This is a genomic window from Nitrospira sp. KM1 (genome assembly GCF_011405515.1).
GTDB lineage: Bacteria > Nitrospirota > Nitrospiria > Nitrospirales > Nitrospiraceae > Nitrospira_C.
This window is the reverse complement of the sequence record NZ_AP022671.1, coordinates 2,701,798-2,720,090: the sequence shown is the minus strand read 5'-3', so window position 1 is coordinate 2,720,090 and position 18,293 is coordinate 2,701,798. Positions and strand designations below refer to the sequence as shown.

Here is an 18,293-nt window from a genome sequence, read left to right as displayed (position 1 = left end):
GACTGGAAGGGTGATCTGGAAGATGCTCAGGCCCGCTGTCGATGCGACTGCTAATCCCCGAACGGGGCCGTTCTGGTAAATCAACCTCTGTCTTGAACCGACGTTGACCGTCCAATCTATACCCGCGTAGAATCTGCCATGGCTTCTCCTCCGCGTCGTCCGCCCGGAACATCATGGCCACCAGGAATGTCCCCTCGTTCCAACAGGTCCCCTAGGCCAGGGGGAGCCGACCAACCTGATCAGTTTGAATCGCTCAACGCGTCTCTCCTCTATTGCCCTCGTTGCCGTACCGCTACACCGACGAGAGAGCGGTTGCTTCTTGTCTTGCCAACAGGAAACCTCTATGAGTACTTCTGTCGGCAGTGCGGCACATCAACCGGCTCGAAGACAGATAATCAATAAGTTGGACTCGTAATTCGGCAAAGTTGGGGAGCAGAACACCATGGTGGTAGGTGCTTGTTCCGAGGCTAGATGCTGTCGTCGAGAGGAATCCCTTCCTCAATGAGCATGACCGGAATGTCTTCCCTGACCGGATAGAGAACTTTTCTGTCTGCACGGATGAGTCCACCGTCCAGTGGTTCCATCACGAGTTTCTTGGCTTTGTTTTTAAGGGTCCCTCGGCTGATGGCCTGGTTGAGTTTGTCGACCAACGCGCTATCTGCAAGACTGACTTCAAGTTTTGTCTCCGGGCAACAGAGAATCGCCAGCAGATCTTTGTCAACTCGGGCCGGGCGTTTCAATCCAGGTTCTTCAACCATCTCATGACTCCTTGATTCTAGGAAATCACTCAAGGCGCACCAGAATAGAGTACTCATTCCCAGAGATCAAGTCGAATTCCCAGGGATCAAGTCGAATTCCTCGCTCCATTCAGGACACAAATTCTGTTAGACTGACTGCTCACACAACACGTAATATGGCGCACCCGTGAATGTGTTCTGGCGGAAATTCCTCACAGGTCTGCTGATCCTAGTCCCTGGATGGGCCACATTGATCATCCTCGCGACTCTGGTCTCAACCGTCAATTCAGCCATTGCAGACCTTCTGAACAATCTGGGCATATCGGCCAAACCGATGATCGGTCTGGGCATCTTTTTCATTTTGGTCATGGTGACCGGAATGATCGCCACGCATATGCTTGGACGCAGGCTGCTGGACTCGACTGAACGCTGGATCGACAATATTCCTTTCGTTAGGAGCATTTATCTCACCCTCAAAGGCATGGCCGACCTATTTCAATTCCGATCTCGATTCGGACGCAGCACAGTGGTGGCCTTCCCATTTCCCCGCGACGGCGTCTGGGCTCTCGGTTTTGTGATGGGGACTGCTCCAGCCCCTCTCCAAGTCGACCAGGCAGATAACCTCATGATGATATTCGTCCCAACCGCCATCCACCCGTTTACGGGATTTCTCGCCTTCGTGCCGCACCGCCAGCTTCACCCGCTCAACCTTCTGCCTGAAGATGCCATGAAGATGGAATTTTCAGCCGGCTTTTATCAACCGGGCGCCGATTGGTTGGGCGCGCCAAGGATGTCCGCCTGACACCTATGCCGCCGTCAGACAGCCTCATCATCCGAACGGCTAGACCGGAAGATGAAGACTCAATCGTCACCTTCAGCATGGCCATGTCGCTTGAGACCGAGGGCCGAACGCTTGACCGTCCACGCCTTCTGGACGGCACGCGAGCCGTGCTCAACGCTCCCGATCGAGGATTTTTCATGGTTGCGGAGAATCAAGGCAGTCCGCAGCCCCGCCTGGTTGGACAATTGATGATCACATTCGAATGGAGCGACTGGCGCAACGCCGTCTTCTGGTGGATTCAAAGTGTCTATGTCGATCCCGCCTATCGCCGGCGTGGCGTCTATCGTCGGATGCACGAAAGGATCATCGAGATGGTCAGAGCAGATGCCCGTGTCTGCGGCGTCAGGCTCTACGTCGAACGTGACAACCAGACCGCCCAAACCGTTTACCGCCGCGTCGGTCTCCTGTGTTCGAAGTACATCGTCTATGAACAAGATTTCGTCCTTCCACCTCATTCATTGACATCCCAACGCGATACACAAGAGGAATCCGTATGATTGCACGAACACTCCTGCTTTTCTTGGTCCTGATAGGGTCGAGTCACGGCTGTGCGCTCAATCGTGGAACGATTGGAGACGACATTAAACCCGAATCCATCGCAGCCATTCAAAAGGGAGTCAGTCGGACCGCAGATGTGCTCGCTTACCTTGGGGCTCCGGACCGCATCCTCCAAGTCAACGGACGGGATGTATTTCAGTACTACCGATACGATGCGAAAGCGGGAAGCCTACTTCTCATTTTAATCAATTTTTCTCGCGTCTCCGTGAAGAGTGATGACGTCTTCGTCCTTCTCAACCGTGAAGGGGTCGTCGAGGATGTTATTTCATCGCGTCGAACCCAGGGAATGGAATTTCGATTCTGGCCCTTCGGAGATTAAGGATGCACCGATTCCTGCGTACGACTTTGTTCGGCCCCCTCTTGTTCGCCGCTCTTGTCTGCGCCAGTGGGTGCAACATCGCCCGCATCACCATCAACCATCCCTTGACGCCGAACGATGTGGCATTCATTGAGCCCGGCAAGACCACGTTTGGTGATGTCCTCGCGACATTGGGAACGCCCGATGCCCTGTCCGATTCCAATGAAGGGATCGTCGCCACGTACCGGTTCATGGACCTCAAATATTCACGCGTCAACTTCGGCTGGGTGTTCAGATTCTGGTCCCCGGTTGATCCGGATCTCGTCATTTCTCGCACCGGGTTGGGTGCGGATGCCTTTGAGGTGTTCTACGATCCGCAGGGCATAGTCAGCCATCACGCATTTCTTCACCGAGATGCCGGGCCACGCTTCAATCCGATCCCTTTTTGACCCAACAGGCAGTCCGAATTGCCGCACGTCACCCCTCCGGCTATACTACGCACCGTATGGAGCCTTCTTCCGCCCACAGTTCATCGACCGACCCACCGTTCTCTTCGTCATCTTTTATCCCTGCCGACCACGATACCGAATTCCTTCAGCGCGGAGAACTCCGATCAGTTCGCCTTGGACTCGAACTGCTAAAACCCGAGCTGGAATTGGGGGAGCAAGGCATCCGCTCCACTATTGTGGTCTTCGGAAGCGCTCGGCTTCAAGAGACGTCCATCGCGCAGAGTGCACTGCAAGACGTCGAACGCCTTATCGCCAACGGCCCAGGCAATCCATCAGACATCCAGGAACTTGAGAAGGCCAAACGTCAAGTCGCGCTGTCGAAGTATTATGAAATCGCCCGCGATTTTGCCCGCATGGTCTCTTCCGTCTGCCAGATAAGCGGCCGTTGCGATTACGTTATTGTGACCGGCGGTGGCCCCGGCATCATGGAGGCCGCGAACCGCGGTGCCTCTGACGTAAACGCCAAATCCATAGGACTCAACATTACCCTGCCCCATGAGCAACACCCCAATCCGTACATCACTCCCGAGTTGAGCTTTCAGTTCCGATACTTCGGCATTCGAAAGATGCACTTCCTCATCAGAGCCAAAGCCTTGGTGGCATTTCCAGGTGGATTCGGCACGCTTGATGAACTCTTCGAAACCCTGACGCTCCTCCAGACCGGCAAGATCAGCAATATTCTCGTCGTACTGGTCGGAAGGGATTTCTGGGATCGACTCATCAATTGGCAATTGCTCGTGCAGGATGGGCTCATTGCCCAACAAGACCTTGGATTGTTCCATTACGCAGAAACCGCACAGGAGGCATGGGAACTGATTGCCCGGCACCATGGTATTTCTTCGTCATAAACACGCTTCAAGAGGACGTTCCCGTGTGATGACGCGAGTCGTGATCGCGGCACTTACATACGCCGCGCTCGGCTGCAGCCTTGAAGGAGCGCCTCTTGTTGCCGCTCAGGATGCCGACGCAATACGCCATCGAATACGGGATTTGGGGATTGTCGTTGGGTCCTACCCCCCAGGCCCCCTGAATGCCATTACCGATGTCGGAGGAGTGAAGGTCGGACATACCACCCTTATTTCTGGAGAGGGTCCTCTTAACCCCGGAATCGGGCCGGTGAGAACTGGCGTGACCGTCATCATCCCGCGCGAGGACGTGTGGCATAACAAAGTCCCCGCCGGTTCGTTCGTACTCAACGGCACCGGTGAGATGACCGGATTGGCATGGGTGGCCGAATCCGGCTTCCTCGAGTATCCAGTGGCCCTGACCAACACATTGAACGTGCCGCGTGTCGCGAACGGCATCATGGACTGGATGATCGCACGCTACCCCGATATCGGCATCACCGACGACACGCTGACACCGGTCGTGGCGGAATGTGACGACGGCCGGTTGAACGATATCCAAGGGCGTCACGTCTCCGAGCGCGATGTCGTCCGGGCTCTTGATCAAGCATCCAGCGGAGCGGTCATCGAAGGATCGGTGGGTGCCGGAACGGGAATGGTCTCTTATGGTTTCAAAGGAGGGATCGGATCGGCCTCGCGACGCCTTTCAGAAAAAGAGAATGGCTATACCATCGGCGTATTGGTCAATGCCAACCATGGCCGCCGTCCTGAATTGGTCGTCTCGGGAGTTCCCGTCGGAAAACTGTATGACACCGACACCCCGGTGGCTCAGTCCGTTCATCCTGGAATGAGCGAGGGGTCCATCATCATTGTCATCGCCACCGATGCACCCCTCGACGGGCGCCAATTGAGCAGATTAGCTAAACGTGCAGCTCTTGGATTGGCCCGCACCGGTTCCACGGCCAGACATGGAAGCGGGGATTTCATCCTGGCATTCTCTACTGCCAACGTCATTCCGCACTACCCTCAGACGCCTACGTTCGCACTGACTCATCTGGCCGACACGCATCTCAACCCATTGATTGCGGCGACCGTTGAAGCGACGGAGGAAGCCGTTCTGAATGCCCTGACCATGGCCACCACGGTGGTAGGTCGGGACGACCGGCGGGTGGAAGCCATCTCACTGACACGTTTGCGTGCACTCATCGAACCAAGGACGGAACAGCGATGAGGCGGCGGCTTGCAATTTGTTGCACACGCTCGTTATCCTTTTGCGGCGCCTGGTGACCACGGAGTCTCCGTATGAACGAGTATCAAATCGGCGGCGGGTTGCGTCTCCTGACGGCGGTGGAAAAGACCGAGGCCTTTGGCGAATTCTTGAAGACCCGCATGGTGCGGGCATTGGAAACAGAAGACCCGACTGAACTACATTATCTGCTGGCACAACTGGACGACTATTACCACTACGTCTGGCGTTATTACCGAAAACTCGCGCAAGATCGCGCCGAACGCATGAACCCAGGCGTATAACGCACATCCTTAATAAGCGCTGTGTAACCATGACTGCTCACACAACCCGGACGACTACGTCCGCCACACTGCAGTTCGCCTCTGCCCTCTCCCGCAAGACCGACACGGAAGCCGCCGTGCGGGATCTGGCCGATGCTATCCGGTCGCAAATCGGCCACGAGCCGATGGACCTCGCATGTATCTTTTTTTCTCCTCATCATGTGGAGAAGGCTGGGCTGATTTCCGCCATGCTCAAAGAAGAGCTTCGCGTCGGCGCCTGCCTCGGCTGCTCAGGAACCGGCATCATCGCTGGCACGGAAGAAGTGGAAACAGCTGCGGCGCTGACGCTGTGGACAGCGCGATTGCCGAAAGTCCACGTGAAACCGCTGCGCCTGACGTTCACCGCTGAGCAGGATCACATTCAGCTCAAAGGATGGCCGGAACCGAGCGTCCTCGAGTCCACCTTTCTTCTCTTGGCCGATCCGTTTTCTACCCCAGTGGATGACGTGTTGACGCTTATGGCGGAGCGGTATCCGAACGGAAAGGCAATCGGAGGTCTCGCTGGAGGCGGACACGGATCCGGAGAAAATAGATTACTACTGGACGAGACGGTATATGAAGCAGGCCTCGTCGGTGTCCAGCTCACCGGACCCGTCGTGATTCGCTCGATCATTTCACAAGGATGCTGCCCGATCGGCGAACGATTCGTCGTGACTAAGGCCGAAGGGAATCTTGTTTATGAGCTCGGTGGACTTCCCGCCTTGCGCCGTCTGCAGGATGTCTTCGAATCTCTTGAAAGCCCTGAGCGTCGGATTGCTCATCGTGCGCTCCATGTGGGCATTGTCATCGACGAGCATAAAAGTCATTTTGATCGGGGTGACTTTCTCGTGCGCAATCTGATGGGCGCAGACCAAGAGGCCGGCGCAATTGCCATCGGCGATGTCGTTCGGGAGGGTCAAACACTGCAATTTCATCTTCGAGATGCCAGATCCGCAAGTGAAGACCTGCATTTTCTGCTTGCGGCGGACCGGTCGAAGTATTCCAACCCACCACTTGGCGCCCTGCTATTCAGCTGTTGCGGGCGGGGAGAGGGATTGTTCGGCAGGCCGCATCACGACACCGGAGTCGTCCGTGAGCGGTTGGGGGACCTCCCGCTTGCCGGGTTCTTCGCGCAGGGAGAAATCGGTCCGGTCGGAGGGAAGAACTTCCTGCATGGTTATACGGCGAGCCTTGCCGTATTTTCAGAGCCCGACGCGTCACAGATTTGAGTCAGAGACGTCACCTCAACACCGTCGCAAAGGGGGGACTCAGCTATGAGCGAACACGATGCCACTGGAAAGGAAATTACCACTTCTTCAGGCCTTCAGTACATCGATCAGGCCGTCGGGAGCGGAGACGTGGCGGTGGCGGGGAAAACCGTGATCGTGCACTATGCCGGCAGGCTGGAAAACGGGAAACAGTTCGACAGCTCCGTCGACCGAGGCCAGCCATTTTCTTTTCCTCTCGGGGCAGGACGAGTCATCAAGGGCTGGGATGAAGGCGTACAGGGTATGAAGGTGGGAGGCAAGCGCCAATTGATTATTCCACCGCAACTAGGGTACGGCGCGCGCGGAGCCGGAGGGGCGATTCCCCCGCATGCCACGCTGATTTTCGACGTTGAATTGCTTAAAGTCGTCTAATCTCTTACCAATGCTGCACACCCCACTCATCGAACAACACCGCCAGGGAGGAGCCAAACTCGTCGATTTTGCCGGGTGGGAGATGCCGATTCAATATACCGGCGTCGTCGATGAATACCATTCCGTCAGAACACATGCCGGTCTCTTCGACGTCAGCCATATGGGCCGCGTGGTCGTCTCCGGAGCTTCAAGCGCCTCATACCTTCAGTATGTCACCACCAATAATGTGACCCGTCTCTCCGTAGGACAGGCTCACTATTCAATGATCTGCAACGATCGCGGCGGAATTAAGGATGACGTGTTTGTCTATCGAACCAATGAGACCGAATTCCTCGTATGCGTCAATGCTTCGAATCTCCGGAAGATCGTGGATTGGATGCAACAGAACCGTCGCCAGGAAGATGCGTGCACGATCGACAATCGCTCGACCGACCTGGCTCAAATCGCCCTGCAGGGACCAACTTCCCGAGCAATTCTGGCATCGCTTGGTGCGGCGGACATCGAAACCCTCAAACTCCACCATTGCTGCGACAGTACCGTGTCCGGAATTCCGTGCTTCATCGCCAGAACCGGATACACAGGGGAGCTGGGATACGAGCTCAACGTGGTGGCGGAGAAAGCCTCGCTCCTCTGGAATCGGTTGCTCGAGGCTGGGCGCGGGTTCGGTCTCAAAGCCGCCGGATTGGGCGCTCGTGATCTCCTGAGGCTTGAGATGGCATACCTGCTCTACGGGAACGACATGAACGAGGACATCACCCCTTTAGAGGCAGCGGCCGAATGGACCGTGGATCTCGAGAAGGGAACGTTCATCGGACGGGATGCCCTTCACCGACAAAAACAAACCGGTACCTCACGACGATTTGTGGCCTTCGAACTGCTGGAAAAAGGAGTGCCCCGGCACGGCTTCCGCATTCTCGATCCGTCTTCCTCACATGTCATCGGGGAGGTCACGAGCGGCAATCTTTCCCCGCTCCTGCAGAAAGGCATCGGCCTCGGATACGTGGAGATTGCTCATACGAAGCCGGGAACACAGGTTACGATAGATATTCGAGGGAAATTGTTTCCGGCACACATCGTCAAACCGCCGTTCTACCAGAGACTCAAAGCCGGACCAAAGACCACATCTTCATAAGAACGTACCGGCGATCCGCTTTATTGGAGCCTGACCCGCTGTGGTGAGCAAGAATATCTTCAACGGAAAAGTGATCACCGTGAATATCGACTCGGTTGCGCTGCCGAACGGAGTAACCGTGGACCTCGAAGTCGTACGACACCCCGGCGCAGCGGCCGTTGTTCCGCTAAAGCCAGATGGAACCGTCATGCTCGTCCGCCAATTTCGGCACGCGGCTGGCGGTTTTATTTATGAAATCCCGGCAGGAAAGCTCTATCCAGGTGAAGATCCTCAAGCCTGCGCCTCGCGTGAACTTGAGGAGGAAATCGGCTATAGGGCGGGGACTCTCGAACTCCTGTCGAGCGTCTTCACCGCCCCGGGCTTTACCGACGAAGTCATTCACATTTATCGCGCAACTGATCTCACGAAAGGCCATCAGCACCTCGATAAGGACGAGGTACTGGATGTCGTCGAATTGTCCCTTCAAGAAGCCGTCGCTATGATCCGTTCGGGCGCAATTCGAGACGCAAAAACGATGGTGGGCTTACTGTCGATCTATGTTGAGGGGATCGGTAGGGAAGGTGCTTGAGGGACCGACCGCTCTTGGCGGGCGGCCCCTCAAGCCGACTTGCTCGCCAAAAAGGATCAGTGACCCTTCTTTTCGTCCTTCTTCGCGTCCTTCTTCTCGTCCGCGTGGCCGCCCTTCTTCTCGTCCTTCTTGTCCTTCTTTTCTTCACCATAGACGAGAACGTGGCCGCCCTTCTTTTCATCCTTCTTGTCCTTCTTCTCTTCGCCGGCGAAAGAAGGAGCGCTGAAGGAAATTGCAACCGCAACTGCCATGATTGCCATCAACATGCGCTTCATAGTAAGTAACCTCCCTTGAATTTGAGTTGTGTGCCTGTCAATCGGCACTGCCTATCCAGTTGTTCAGCAAAGTCGGTGCCGACACTTCTCACGCACTATATTTTGAAATAACAATGTGTTGCAAAACCGTACCAGAGAACTAATGCCTTCCAAAGTCAAGTGGGTGGGGCAATATAGCAAGACGACAACCAAACCGCCTCAACACCCAATTGGCCGTTCACTGCCCATACCAAAACGCGTCCTTCCCGATTACCTGACCCATGGCCTTCGTGTACTCTTTGTCGGTATCAATCCAGGAATGCGCTCGGCCTCAGTCGGGCATCACTTCGCCGGCTATTCGAACCGCTTTTGGAAACTCCTCTTCGACTCCGCACTCGTCCCGGAACGTCTGTCGTATGAGGATGACCGACGATTGCTTGAATGGCAGCTTGGCATTACGAATATCATCCCGCGCGCAACGTCCGGAATTGATGGGTTGTCACAACACGAGTATATTATCGGCACCAGACGTCTTCACGACGTTGTCGGGCAGTATCGCCCGCGTCTTGTTGCCTTGCTTGGAGTGACGATCTATCGTTCTCTCTTTCCAGATTCCTCACGCCGGCGTTTTCGGTTGGGATATCAGCCGCAGACTCTCGGCGAAACACCAATTTTTCTCCTTCCGAACCCCAGCGGTAGGAATGCCCACTATTCCTATGCGGTGATGCTGGCCGCGTTCCAGGAACTTCGACGCGCAATCGATGCAAGGGACTGATCATTCATGCTATCTTGGCCATTCAGTGACCGTCCAATTTGAACATGCATAACTGAATTAGAGGAGCGCTATGCTACTAGAGGGGAAAACCGGTCTCGTGATCGGCGTCGCCAACAAACACAGCATTGCCTGGGCCATTGCGCAGTCCTCGGCTGCCCAAGGAGCAAAACTTCTATTTAACTACCAAAACGAGCGTTTGAAGGACAACGTGGAAGAACTGGCCGCCACGGTGTCGGGAGCGAAGGCCTTCCCCTGCGACGTGGGAAATGATAACGACATTGCGGCCCTGATGCAGCATGTTCAGCAAGAGGCCGGCACGATCGATTTCCTTGTGCACTCGGTTGCCTTCGCGCCTCGGGAGGAACTGACAGGACAATTCGTCAATACCACGCGCAAGGGATTTGCTACCGCCCTTGATGTGAGCGCCTACTCTCTCGTCGCCGTCACGAAGGCTGCGCTTCCATTGATGCCCAACGGCGGGTCGGTGGTCACACTGACTTATCTCGGCGCGGAGCGCGTCGTGCAGCATTACAATGTCATGGGTGTTGCCAAGGCTGCATTAGAGGCCACGGTGAGGTACTTGGCCCATGACCTCGGTCCCAAGAACATTCGAGTCAATGCGATATCTGCCGGTCCCATCAAGACACTCGCAGCGCGAGGCGTCTCCGGGATCAGCAAGATGGTGGATCATCATAAGGAGTGTGCCCCTCTCCGGCGCGCAACGGAACAGGGCGAGGTCGGAGACACGGCCATGTTTCTTATCAGTGCGTTAGGGCGGGGCATTACCGGAGAAGTCATCTACGTGGATGGGGGATATCACATTTTGGGATCTCTCGTCCCAATGGAATAGGCGACTATTAAACCACCTCGTCACCTGCGTTTTCACACCGTAAACAGCCTATGCAGGTGGACCTATAGGCATTGCAGCGGCTTTGCACAGTCCGTTGAAGCGCCTGCAATGTTCACTCAACGGATCGACGCAACGCTTTCAATCGTCCCGCCTTTTTCTTACTCTCAAGCCTTCTATTCTGGGAATTCTTGGTTGGTTTGGTCGGCCTGCGCTTCTTTCGTGGAATCGTGACGCTTTGAATCAATGCCTTCAACCGTTCGAGCGCATCCTCGCGGTTTTGCTCTTGGCTCCGATACTGTTGCGCTTTGATGGTGATCATGCCATCGGTTGAGATTCTGTGATCATTCAGTTTCAGCAATGCTTCTTTATAGAACGCAGGCAAGGAGGAGGCCCCAATATTGAACCGCAAATGCACAGCTGATGACACTTTATTGACGTGCTGCCCTCCGGCCCCCTGCGACCGGATGGCATGGATGTCTATTTCGGAGTCCGGAATGGCAATCTGCAATGAAATGTGGAGCATCGCACCTAGGCTGATCAGAATCGATTAGTCACACATAGTAGATCAACATCAATGCGCAGACGTACGCCTTAACTTTTGGCTTCCACACTCGCAATGCCGACAAATGAATTGCAGATCCGGCGTAGGATGATTACTGTAACTCGGGAAGGCGGTCGATGATTCTGATCCGCACTTCATCTCCCACCTGCATTTGAACCATCTTTGTCGTCAGGCTGGATCTGACCCGCTGGGCATCCTCAAGTTTGAACTGTACTTGGCCCCCGCAACGCTCGACAAGATGAAAAAGAAGAAGCGTCGTGAGTCGCTGAAGCTCCTCATCGGTCGTATGTTCACTCAGGTTTAGAATCTGGGACATAGGACGACAACCTCATTTCTGTCATTCAGATCTCATTTTATCGCCGAAACTCGCAGTGCGGTTCAATGCCCCGAAGGAGGGGGAAAACATAATTCCTTGTATTCACAGATTTTTCATTGCACCGAGCACGTGATCGATTTCTGCGGGGTCATTGAGGACCCCGGGAGCCAGTCGAACGTATCGATTCGCATAGGGTGTGACGCTTCCGACAATCTTCATTTGACGCAGCCTGTCAACGACACGCTCGGGAGGCCTCCCATCGACCTCGAAGCACACGATTCCCGCAGACAATTCCTGGGACATCGGTGTATGGAGGAGGATCTGCGGCATGCGCGCCAATCCCTGCTTTAATTGCTGATTTAGCTGATAGATCCGCTCCGTCACACGACCCTTTCCAATAGATTGGTGCAGTGAGAAAGCCGCGTCAAGCGCCCATCGGTGCTCAAACGAGTGAAACCCTCCTGGAGTCATATACACCGACATAGGCAACGGTCTAGGAGGAATGGAATTCATCCACATGTCATAGGCTTCGGTATTAAATGTCGGAATAATCGCATTCGCCACTGGCCAGGCGCTTTCGCGCCCCCATACCAGGCCCGTTCCTCGTGGACCGAACATCCATTTATGAGTTCCTGCAATCAGAAAATCGCATTGCAAATCGGTGACGCGGAAATTCTCCACGCCAAGCGCATGCACCCCGTCGACACATAACAGAACCCGCTCTCTCTCATCTCGTGACTCATTCAGCCTCCGCAGTGCCTGCCCAAACTCCGCAATCGGAAGCTTGAGTCCAGTGCTCGAATGCACCCAGGTCACTGCGACGATCCTGGTTGATTGATGAATGTTTGACATCAATGCATCCACTAATGCCTCACGCGACACACTCCGTATATCTTGATAAAGCGAAATCCTGCGCACCGTAGCCCCGGTCCGTTCAGCCCGAAGGCGTAGGGAGGTTTCCGTTGAATAATGATCGTGTGTCGTCGTGAGAATCTCTTGTCCTGGCAGCAGGCGGAGCCCCCCGTAAAGAAGCCCCAGGCCCATGGTTGTACTATCGGTCAAGGCAATCTCGGTGGGGTCGCACCCCAGATATGACCCGGCCGCCTGAAGTACTGCCGCCTCTTGCTTCGTTTCATGTCCAAACCAATAACCGATGGGGTCGGCATCCAGCCCTTGGCGGTGTCGCTCAATAGCCTCTCTCACAGGTTTCGGATGCGATGCGAGAAAAAATCCTGCCAGGTGGATCACATCCGGCGCCAGGCTGAATTGCGCCCTTAGGGTACGCCAATCCTCGAACGAAGATGCTGGCGATACCGCGGACGCCGGAGCAGCCGGGAGCGCTCCGGACAGGGCTGCGGAGCCGATTGCGAGCCCGGTTCGGATGAGAAAACTGCGTCGATCAATGGAAGACATGAGTCTCTCTTCTCCAGAGCTTGGACCAGAAGTCTCAAAAGAGACTTTACTGTGAGCTTGAATCGAGGAGCAAGTCTGACGGTGCGACCCTGAACGAATGAGGGCCGCGCCGGAGCTTATTGGTAGGTATCCATCGGCGGACAGGTGCACATGAGATTGCGGTCGCCGAAGGCCTCATCGATCCGGCCAACATGAGGCCAGAACTTACGGTCTTTCACCCAGGGCGCCGGATATACGGCTTGTTCACGGGTATACGGACGGTCCCATTGCGTGGCCGTCGCTGTTTCAGCGGTATGGGGAGCATTCTTGAGCAAGTTGCCTGCCCGTGGCTGTCGGTTGTCGATGACGTCTTGAATCTCGGCACGAATTAAGATCATGGCCTCACAGAACCGGTCGAGTTCGGCCTTTGATTCACTCTCCGTCGGTTCGATCATCAGAGTACCGGCAACGGGAAACGAGACCGTCGGGGCATGGAATCCGTAATCCATCAGGCGTTTTGCCACATCCATCACCTCAATGCCGGCACTGTCTTTGAACTCACGCAGATCGAGGATGAACTCATGGGCGACAAACCCTTGAGCACCCGTATACAAGATGGAATAGTGCTTCTCCAACCGTTTCGCCATGTAGTTCGCGTTGAGAATGGCTACCTGTGTGGCCTTGGTGAGTCCGTCCCGTCCCATCAAGGCGATATACACCCAGGGAATCGTCAGAATACTCGGGCTCCCATAGGGAGCCGCGGATACGGGTCCGATCGCATCCTGATTGCTCGATCCTGCAACCGGGTGGCCGGGAAGGAACGGCGCGAGGTGCCGAGCGACTGCAATCGGTCCCATGCCTGGACCGCCGCCACCATGAGGGATGCAGAACGTCTTATGCAAATTGAGATGGCACACGTCGGCCCCAATATCACCCGGACGACATAGTCCGACCTGCGCATTCATATTCGCCCCATCCATGTACACCTGTCCGCCATGCGTGTGCACGATCTGACAGATCCGACGCACGCCAGGTTCAAACACCCCATGCGTGGAGGGATACGTCAGCATCAGCGCCGCCAGCCGCTCGCGATGCTGCGCCGCTTTAGCCTCCAGGTCGATCAGATCCACATTCCCCTGCTTATCGCATGCCACGGGCACCACGGTCATCCCCACCATGGCCGCACTCGCCGGATTCGTCCCATGCGCCGAGACGGGAATCAGACAGATATCACGATGGAATTCTCCGTGGTTCCGATGAAAAGCGCGAATGACCATTAGGCCGGCGTACTCTCCTTGAGAACCGGCGTTCGGTTGCAGGGACACGGCTGCGAATCCTGTAATCTCGGCCAGCCAGCCCTCCAACTGCCTGAACAATTCCAAATAACCTTTTGTTTGTTCGACAGGCGCGAATGGATGAAGGCGTGAAAATTCCGGCCACGTGATCGGCAGCATCTCAGTCGTCGCGTTCAGTTTCATCGTGCAAGAACCAAGCGGGATCATGGAATGGGTAAGAGAAAGGTCCCGTGATTGAAGCCGATGAAGATATCGGAGCATCTCATGTTCAGCGTGATATCGGTTGAAGACCTCGTGCGTCAAATAGGGGCTCGTCCTGGCGACGCCTTCCGTGAATGTCTGTTGTCCCGTCTCGGCAAGGTCGCTCAGCGCAAAGGGCAGCCGATTGTGTCCGACAAAGACCTCCAAAATGGACCGGACCTCCTTTTCACTGCTCACTTCATCCAATGCCACGCCGATGGAATCGTCACCAAACCGTCTCAAATTCATTCCCTGCTCATCAGCTCGAACCAGTACTTGGTCAGCCTGGTATTTCGTCAATGTCACCCTCAGGGTGTCGAAAAATACTTCATTCCGGATCTCGAATCCTAATTGACGGAGCCCTGCAGCCAACACCATGGCCAATCCGTGAATCCGGCGGGCAATTCGCTGCAACCCCTCCGGGCCATGGTAGATCGCATACATGCTTGCCATGATCGCCAGCAGCACTTGAGCGGTACAGATATTACTTGTCGCTTTCTCCCGCCGGATATGCTGCTCGCGAGTCTGAAGGGACAGTCGATACGCCCTGCGTCCGGTCTTATCCTTGGAAACGCCGACGATCCGGCCCGGTAACTGCCTCTTATATTCTTCTTTGCAAGCGATAAATGCCGCGTGAGGACCGCCGAATCCGAGTGGCACACCAAATCGCTGGCTGGATCCGATCGCAATATCCGCTCCGAATTCACCGGGAGGACGCAGCAACGTCAACGCCAACAGGTCCGTCGCGACCACTACGATGACTCCGGCCTCATGGGCGCGGCTCACCAGAGAACTGTAATCTCCGACATACCCGTCGGTGGCCGGATACTGCAACATGATTCCGCTCAATTTTGGATTGCCGAAGTCGATCGCCGCCGTCCTCCCGACATGCACAGTCAGGCCGAGTGGTTCGGCTCTGGTCTGCATAACCCCCACTGTCTGGGGGTGACAATCTTGTGAGATGAAAAATTCCGTTCGTTCCTGTCCCAGGCTCCGGGCCACGGACAGACACATCGCCATGGCTTCCGCCGCCGCCGTGGCTTCATCGAGAAGCGAGGAGTTGGCCAGTGGCAGCCCGGTCAACTCCGCCACCATGGTTTGGAAATTCACGAGGGCTTCAAGCCGGCCTTGGGCGATCTCAGCCTGATACGGCGTGTACTGGGTGTACCATCCTGGGTTTTCCAGAATATTCCGTTGTATGACAGCGGGAGTGACGCATTGGTAATAGCCCATGCCGATCAGGGACCGATAGACTCGGTTCTCCGCAGCTAACGCCTGTAAATCGTGCAGCACCGTTTGTTCACTTCGATGCGGTGGCAGATCCAGCTCACGCTTCAATTGAATGTCGGCTGGTATCGTGGCATCACTCAGAGCCTGAAGAGATTGTGCCCCGAGAATGGCCAGCATTTCGCGTTGGTCGGCATCGGTCACCCCGAGATGTCGGTTGATAAAAGAATCCGTCGAATTCATGAATTCGGGAATGGCCATGGCAGGTAATCAGGTTATGAATGTGTGATCAGCGCTCGTCCTTGAACGACAGAAGATTACCATGTCAGCCCTCAATTCTCCAAGCAAAGTTCGTCATGCCCAGAGGGAGCGGCATCCGATCGTCGGGGCACAATTTACTCTGGAACTACGGACCAGAGGGTTTGCTATAATCATGCATTCCTAATGCGTATTCTGGTCATTGAAGACGAAACCAAGGTCGGCTGCTTTATCAAGCGAGCGCTTGAGGAGGAGAGCTACGCGGTGGACCTGTGCGAAGACGGGGCCAAGGGCTTGGAGATGGCCCTGGCCACCAACTATGATTCGGTTATCGTGGATCTGATGCTCCCATCCCTGTCCGGTCTTGAGATCGTAAAAAACATTCGCCGCGAACGAATTCAGACTCCTATCCTGATTCTCACCGCCCAGTCACAGGTCGACCAGCGAGTCAAAGGTCTTGACGCTGGGGCGGATGACTATCTGACCAAACCGTTCGCGATCGATGAACTGCTGGCTCGCATTCGCGCACTTCTGCGCCGTGGCGCAACCGACAGCCCGGGCGTCCTGCAGATTGACGATCTCGTTTTGAACCCGGCCACGCGTGAAGTGGCTCGCGGAGGGCAACGCATCGATCTGACGCTGAAGGAATATGCGCTCTTGGAATACCTGATGCGTCATTCAGGAAGGGTTCTGACCCGCCCCATGATCTCGGAGCATGTCTGGAATCAAGATTTTGATACGTTTACCAACGTCATAGACGTCTATGTGAATTATCTCAGAAACAAGATCGACCGAGGTCACACGAAGAAGCTTATCCATACGATTCGTGGAAGCGGCTATATGTTGAAAGCCGACTAGCGCATGCGGCACATCCTTCCCGGTATCTCCCTGCCCCCCTTTCATCGGGTGTTCGTTTCATCTGCCTGCAGATTCCAGACCCTTCATCAGAGCGGTCTCCCAGGCCCGTCCCTCACGGGCACGGAAAGCAGAGTGTTCCCGCCCGAGGATCGCTGATGCCGCTGCGTCTTCGGCTCACGCTGTGGTACGGCAGCGCGCTCGCGCTGATTCTCGTCACCTTTTCTACCGTGCTCTACCTTATCACCTCTCGAGATCTCCGCGATGAGTTGGATCAATCGTTGGGAGACACCGCGGCGGCAGCCGTCCGGTCTCTCGAACAACGAGGGTTCCTGCCGTTGATCGACGAAAATGAATTGATGTCACAATTTCCAGAGCTCGCCCGCATCGACAAATTTTTTCAGATCTTCAGCCCGTCCGGCACCATCACCATCCGGTCCCCCAACGTTAAACAGCATGAACTCCCCTTGAGCCGTCAGGCGCTGGAAGTGGCCTTTTCCGGTCGAACGATCTTCGAATCGGCCAAATATCCCAAGGAGCCCCCCCTAAGGTTGATATCCGTGCCGATCATATATCGGGGAAATCTGCTGTATATCGTTCAGGTCGGCACCTCCATGGAATCCGTCGAGCATACACTCAACCGTCTCTTGCTCGTCCTGTTGGTCGCCATTCCGCTGGCAGTGGCCGTATCCCTCGCGGGGGGATGGTTTCTTGCGGGGCGCGCATTGCGCCCCGTCGACGCGATTACGTTGGCGGCCCAACGGATCGCCGGAGGCGATCTGACGCAGCGATTGAATGCTCCGGCTTCTGCAGACGAAATCGGCCGCCTCGCGGAAACGTTCAATAACATGATCGCCCGGCTTGAGATCTCCTTTCGTCAAATCCGGCAATTCAGCAGCGATGCGTCGCACGAGCTGCGAACTCCGCTGACGGTCATGAAGGGCGAAACGGAATTGGCCCTGAGACGTCCTCGTGAAGCGGGGGATTACACGACCGTGCTGGAAAGCAATCTCGAAGAGATCGACCGCATGACACGGATCGTCGATGAGCTTCTCTTTCTTTCCCGGGCGGACATGGGGGAGGTCAAGATGGAGCATCTCCCGGTCAAGCTTGAGAGCCTCCTCGAAGATATTCACCGGCAGGCGGCATTGCTCGGGCAGGAGCGGGGCATTCAAGTCGTCGTGGGTCTCATGTCGCCGGCGACCGTGCTCGGCGATGAACTGCGCCTGCGGGAATTGTTTCTCAACCTCGTCGATAACGCCGTGAAGTATTCGAGGCCGGGCGGCTCGGTCCATATTGCACTGGCAACGAGTTCCACTCAGGCCAAGATCTCCGTCGCCGATCAGGGAATCGGGATCTCGCCCGAAGAACAGCCAAGAATCTTTGACCGCTTCTACCGAACGGACGACGCGCGAGCGCACACCAAGAAAGGGACGGGTCTGGGTCTCGCCATCTGCAGCTGGATCGCCGATTCTCACCATGGCCGCATCGAGGTGCACAGCGAGATCGGAAAAGGTTCGACCTTCACGGTGACGCTCCCGCTTTCCCCGCGCCAGTCTTAAGATCTTTTAATTCCTCCCTAATGGTCCTCTC

The 18,293-nt window shown here is 55.6% G+C and carries 20 protein-coding genes and 1 pseudogene; 15 read left to right on the top strand and 6 right to left on the bottom strand.

Annotated features, from left to right (window positions below):
- Positions 1–467 precede the first annotated feature (467 nt).
- Complete coding sequence (locus W02_RS12685) at positions 468–758, bottom strand: Trm112 family protein (RefSeq protein ID WP_173048253.1); 291 nt, start codon at positions 756–758, stop codon at positions 468–470.
- Between the two features lie 166 nt (positions 759–924).
- Here W02_RS12685 and W02_RS12680 point away from each other — a divergent pair, with 166 nt between their 5' ends.
- The 11 genes and pseudogenes from W02_RS12680 (at position 925) to W02_RS12630 (ending at position 8,676) form a co-directional block, all read left to right on the top strand.
- Positions 925–1,539 carry a DUF502 domain-containing protein gene (locus W02_RS12680; RefSeq protein WP_173048251.1) on the top strand — a complete coding sequence of 205 codons (615 nt, stop codon included), beginning with the start codon at positions 925–927 and terminating at the stop codon, positions 1,537–1,539.
- Positions 1,540–1,544: 5 nt separating this feature from the next.
- Positions 1,545–2,075 (top strand): GNAT family N-acetyltransferase, encoded by a 531-nt coding sequence (locus W02_RS12675; protein ID WP_173048250.1) that lies wholly within the window; start codon positions 1,545–1,547, stop codon positions 2,073–2,075.
- Positions 2,072–2,455, top strand: a complete 384-nt coding sequence (locus tag W02_RS12670; RefSeq protein ID WP_173048248.1) for a hypothetical protein — start codon at positions 2,072–2,074, stop codon at positions 2,453–2,455. Before W02_RS12675 ends, W02_RS12670 begins: the two co-directional genes overlap by 4 nt.
- 2 nt (positions 2,456–2,457) lie before the next feature.
- The gene (locus W02_RS12665) at positions 2,458–2,883 is read left to right on the top strand and encodes a hypothetical protein (RefSeq protein WP_173048246.1); all 426 of its coding nucleotides are present in this window, start codon (positions 2,458–2,460) and stop codon (positions 2,881–2,883) included.
- Positions 2,884–2,939: 56 nt separating this feature from the next.
- On the top strand, positions 2,940–3,791 hold the full coding sequence (locus tag W02_RS12660) for a TIGR00730 family Rossman fold protein (RefSeq protein ID WP_173048244.1): 852 nt from the start codon (positions 2,940–2,942) through the stop codon (positions 3,789–3,791).
- A gap of 28 nt (positions 3,792–3,819) precedes the next feature.
- On the top strand, positions 3,820–5,019 hold the full coding sequence (locus W02_RS12655) for a P1 family peptidase (RefSeq protein WP_173051474.1): 1,200 nt from the start codon (positions 3,820–3,822) through the stop codon (positions 5,017–5,019).
- A 71-nt stretch (positions 5,020–5,090) separates the two neighbouring features.
- A complete protein-coding gene (locus W02_RS12650) occupies positions 5,091–5,318 on the top strand; it encodes a hypothetical protein (RefSeq protein WP_173048242.1) in 228 nt (75 codons plus the stop codon).
- A 29-nt stretch (positions 5,319–5,347) separates the two neighbouring features.
- Complete coding sequence (locus tag W02_RS12645) at positions 5,348–6,565, top strand: FIST N-terminal domain-containing protein (RefSeq protein WP_173048240.1); 1,218 nt, start codon at positions 5,348–5,350, stop codon at positions 6,563–6,565.
- 75 nt (positions 6,566–6,640) lie between these two features.
- Positions 6,641–6,976 (top strand): annotated as a pseudogene (locus W02_RS12640) (FKBP-type peptidyl-prolyl cis-trans isomerase); the annotation flags it as partial.
- Positions 6,977–6,986: 10 nt separating this feature from the next.
- On the top strand, positions 6,987–8,108 hold the full coding sequence (gene gcvT, locus W02_RS12635; protein WP_173048236.1) for a glycine cleavage system aminomethyltransferase GcvT: 1,122 nt from the start codon (positions 6,987–6,989) through the stop codon (positions 8,106–8,108).
- 43 nt (positions 8,109–8,151) lie between these two features.
- Entirely contained in the window at positions 8,152–8,676 is a 525-nt protein-coding gene (locus tag W02_RS12630; RefSeq protein WP_173048234.1) for an NUDIX domain-containing protein, read from the top strand.
- 56 nt (positions 8,677–8,732) lie between these two features.
- On the opposite strand, the gene W02_RS12625 is transcribed toward W02_RS12630, so the two are convergent.
- Positions 8,733–8,999 (bottom strand): hypothetical protein, encoded by a 267-nt coding sequence (locus W02_RS12625; protein ID WP_173048232.1) that lies wholly within the window; start codon positions 8,997–8,999, stop codon positions 8,733–8,735.
- A gap of 94 nt (positions 9,000–9,093) precedes the next feature.
- Here W02_RS12625 and W02_RS12620 point away from each other — a divergent pair, with 94 nt between their 5' ends.
- On the top strand, positions 9,094–9,705 hold the full coding sequence (locus W02_RS12620) for a mismatch-specific DNA-glycosylase (protein WP_173048229.1): 612 nt from the start codon (positions 9,094–9,096) through the stop codon (positions 9,703–9,705).
- 70 nt (positions 9,706–9,775) lie between these two features.
- Complete coding sequence (locus W02_RS12615) at positions 9,776–10,555, top strand: enoyl-ACP reductase (protein WP_173048227.1); 780 nt, start codon at positions 9,776–9,778, stop codon at positions 10,553–10,555.
- Positions 10,556–10,667: 112 nt separating this feature from the next.
- Here the strand turns inward: W02_RS12615 and arfB are convergent, their stop codons facing one another.
- The 4 genes from arfB to gcvP all read right to left on the bottom strand — a co-directional run bounded on the left by arfB (position 10,668) and on the right by gcvP (position 15,848).
- On the bottom strand, positions 10,668–11,078 hold the full coding sequence (gene arfB / locus W02_RS12610) for an alternative ribosome rescue aminoacyl-tRNA hydrolase ArfB (protein WP_173048225.1): 411 nt from the start codon (positions 11,076–11,078) through the stop codon (positions 10,668–10,670).
- Between the two features lie 130 nt (positions 11,079–11,208).
- Positions 11,209–11,433 carry a hypothetical protein gene (locus tag W02_RS12605; RefSeq protein ID WP_173048223.1) on the bottom strand — a complete coding sequence of 75 codons (225 nt, stop codon included), beginning with the start codon at positions 11,431–11,433 and terminating at the stop codon, positions 11,209–11,211.
- A 102-nt stretch (positions 11,434–11,535) separates the two neighbouring features.
- Positions 11,536–12,846 (bottom strand): aminotransferase class V-fold PLP-dependent enzyme, encoded by a 1,311-nt coding sequence (locus tag W02_RS12600; protein WP_197742009.1) that lies wholly within the window; start codon positions 12,844–12,846, stop codon positions 11,536–11,538.
- Between the two features lie 116 nt (positions 12,847–12,962).
- The gene (gene gcvP, locus W02_RS12595) at positions 12,963–15,848 is read right to left on the bottom strand and encodes an aminomethyl-transferring glycine dehydrogenase (protein WP_173048221.1); all 2,886 of its coding nucleotides are present in this window, start codon (positions 15,846–15,848) and stop codon (positions 12,963–12,965) included.
- Between the two features lie 183 nt (positions 15,849–16,031).
- On the opposite strand from gcvP, the gene W02_RS12590 reads away from it, so the two are divergent.
- Positions 16,032–16,703: a response regulator transcription factor gene (locus W02_RS12590; protein ID WP_173048219.1), complete on the top strand. Its 672-nt coding sequence runs from the start codon at positions 16,032–16,034 to the stop codon at positions 16,701–16,703.
- 155 nt (positions 16,704–16,858) lie between these two features.
- Positions 16,859–18,262, top strand: coding sequence for a heavy metal sensor histidine kinase (locus W02_RS12585; RefSeq protein ID WP_173048217.1), 1,404 nt, complete (start codon positions 16,859–16,861; stop codon positions 18,260–18,262).
- Positions 18,263–18,293: the final 31 nt, after the last annotated feature.